Source organism: Streptomyces sp. NPDC051133 (genome assembly GCF_040682635.1).
GTDB lineage: Bacteria > Actinomycetota > Actinomycetes > Streptomycetales > Streptomycetaceae > Streptomyces.
The window spans coordinates 1-2,502 of the sequence record NZ_JBFBBK010000179.1; the positions used below are offsets into that span (position 1 = coordinate 1).

The 2,502-nt window shown below is 67.9% G+C and carries 3 protein-coding genes and 1 pseudogene; 2 read left to right on the forward strand and 2 right to left on the reverse strand.

Features of this window, described 5'->3' with window-relative positions; genetic code table 11:
- Both AB0N17_RS46080 and AB0N17_RS46085 read right to left on the reverse strand, forming a co-directional pair.
- Positions 1-131, reverse strand: a pseudogene (locus AB0N17_RS46080) (GNAT family N-acetyltransferase); the annotation flags it as partial.
- Positions 116-1,369, reverse strand: coding sequence for a helix-turn-helix transcriptional regulator (locus AB0N17_RS46085; RefSeq protein ID WP_366017650.1), 1,254 nt, complete (start codon positions 1,367-1,369; stop codon positions 116-118). The gene AB0N17_RS46085 and the pseudogene AB0N17_RS46080, both read right to left, overlap by 16 nt.
- A 252-nt stretch (positions 1,370-1,621) precedes the next feature.
- On the opposite strand from AB0N17_RS46085, the gene AB0N17_RS46090 reads away from it, so the two are divergent.
- Both AB0N17_RS46090 and AB0N17_RS46095 read left to right on the forward strand, forming a co-directional pair.
- Entirely contained in the window at positions 1,622-2,038 is a 417-nt protein-coding gene (locus AB0N17_RS46090; protein WP_366017652.1) for an ATP-binding protein, read from the forward strand.
- A complete protein-coding gene (locus tag AB0N17_RS46095; RefSeq protein ID WP_366017651.1) occupies positions 2,032-2,394 on the forward strand; it encodes a hypothetical protein in 363 nt (120 codons plus the stop codon). Before AB0N17_RS46090 ends, AB0N17_RS46095 begins: the two co-directional genes overlap by 7 nt.
- Positions 2,395-2,502: the final 108 nt, after the last annotated feature.

Sequence of the window (2,502 nt, forward strand, 5' to 3'; positions counted from 1 at the left end):
AAGCGCTGGTGGAAGGGGTCGTCCATCTGGTCGGCGTAGGCATCGGCGTGTACGTCGATGAGCATCTGCCGGAAGACCTCGGGGAGGTTTCCGTGCTGGAAGTGACGCAGGTCGGTCACGCTCGGCTCCATTCGGTTCGCATGCGGTCTGCCCAGTCTCGTGCGTAGGAGGCGGAGGGAGCCCTGACGAACAGGCCCCGGTGGAAGTCGCCCATGAGTGTGCGCATACGGCCGGGCAATGGGTCGCCATCCATGATGGTGAAGACGTCGGTGGCTGAGGCCGTGGCCTGTTCGGCCTCTCCCTGGTGGAGCTGTGCAAGGGCGAGCTGGGCGGTCGCGAGGGCCTTGTTGCGCCGGAAGGCGGTCGGGATCCTGGCCAGCGCACGGTGAGCCATGGCTTCGGCATGAGGGTGGCGTCCGCTGTTGAACTGGACGATTGCGGCGAGGTGGTCGAGTTCGGCCTGCCCGTAGAAGGCGGTCCAGCGCGGACGCTCTCGGTCGGCCACCCTAGTGAAAGTGTCCTGGGCTGATCCCAGTGAACGCAGGCCCGCACGGCCGTCACCGAGAGCCGCGTACGCGAGGGCGACGCGGACTCGGCCCAGCGAGTCGAAGAACGGGTCTCGGCGAGCCGCTGAGGAGGCTTGCGCGGCCTGGGCCGCTGCGAGGGCTTCGGGCCAGTTCTGCCGCTGGTAGGCGAGCATCGAGAGGTTGACCCAGACCCGCATTTCGGTGGGGCCGTCCTGGGAGAGGCCGGCGTACGTCGCTGATTCGTTCAGGTAGCTCTGGGCCTGGTCGAGATTGCGGGCGTCGATACAGGACCAGGCGGCGATGGTGGTGTACTCGGCGGCCAGTGCGTACAGGGCTCGGCGGACGCGTTCGCCGGCGTTGCGCTGCTGTAGTTCCAGCACCCTGGTGCGGCCCTGGGCGGCGGCCTTCTCCAGTGCCGTGTGTCCGCCCTGGCGGTCGTCCGCTTCGACAAGGGCGTTCATCCCAGCAGCGAGCCGGGCCACGTCCGACATGCCGACGGTCCGGCGTTGGGCCACCAAGGGAACGGCGGCAGCTGCGCTTCCGGTCGCTGAGGTGAGGAAAGTGCGACGCCGCACGGGGTCCTCCTTCGGGTGTTGCATGGTGCGTGGTGCGCTGAACCCTAAGTCCTCGACGGGACAACCGAACACCCGCTCCAGGGCTGCACACGTGCGTCCGATGGGGCGGCGGGAGGTCCCATTGAGGAGGTTGCGGATCGTGCGGTCGGAGACGTCACCGGGCCTGCCGGTGATCTCTGCCAGCGCAGCGTTCATCCGACCAGCCAATTCTTCCTGGGTGAGCCCGAGTTCCTCCATCCGGCTCTTGAGAATGGCGTTCGCTCCCATGGACCGACCGTAGCCCTGTGGTTACCGGCCGAACCAGACCCGAGGTCACCGGAGCGTAAAGTCTTCCGGTTCGTGTAGGTGCTGCGGGGCGCGACATTTCCTGTTCGTCGTCGGCCAAGGGCCGTTGACTCGGTACCAGCCGTTGAGCGGGCGAGAATCCCCTTCCTGCCTCTCGATGGCGTGGAGGAAAGCCCGCTCCTGCGCACCCTTCGCGGGCGGGCGTCCCAGCCTCGGAGGGATGACCCCGTGACCATGACCGCCGCCAAGCCAACCGCGACTGGTGTTCCGGGCTACACCGAGACGGTGCCGTGCGAGCCGGAATCCGCGCGCCGCGCACGTCTGCTTGTCTCCGCGACTCTGGACACCTGGGACATAGGCGAGTTGGCCGAGGTGGGCACTCTGATCGTTTCGGAACTGATCAGCAATGCCGTCAGCCACACGCGATGTCGCGCGGTCCGTGTGGTGATTCGGCGTGAGACGGCCGAAGCGATTCGGATCGGCGTTGCCGACACGTGCCGAGACACCCCGGAACCGGGCTGCCCTGAAGGTGACTCCGAGGGCGGCCGTGGTCTGCTCCTGGTCGAGTCGCTGAGCTGGCGGTGGGGCTACGACCTGCATCGTTGGGGCAAGCTCGTCTGGGCAGAGCTGCGGGTGCCAGCCGCATGTTGATCTCGCGTATCTCCTTACGGCTCCTGTCCTCGGAGGAACTGATTGGAGACCCGTTCCCGGACGCGTGCGTGCAACTGGCCTTCGGCCCGACGCGTCCGTCTGACCAGGCCGACGCGGTTGTTGTCCCAGAGCCGGTCCGGTTAACCCCCGCCGACCTTGTGCGGCTGCGCGTCGAGTCGGGACTGGCTCTCGGCGAGATCCGCGCGGAGATGCAGCGTGCCGAGATCGCGTGGCGGCAGCAGCTCAGCCGCTGGTACCGCGACGGTCGGCTGGCGGCCGAGGCCCGCGCACCGGACATCAGCCTCCTTCAACGGGTCCTGGACGGGCTGCGGAATCCCGGTCCGGTTACGACGTAGGCCCCGGTGCCTCTTCTTCCCGGAACCCCTGAGGTGTCCCGGTATCCGGCGTCGGGCGGGGCCACCTCCACGGTGAACGGGATGCCGGCCCGGGTCGGCTTGATGCGG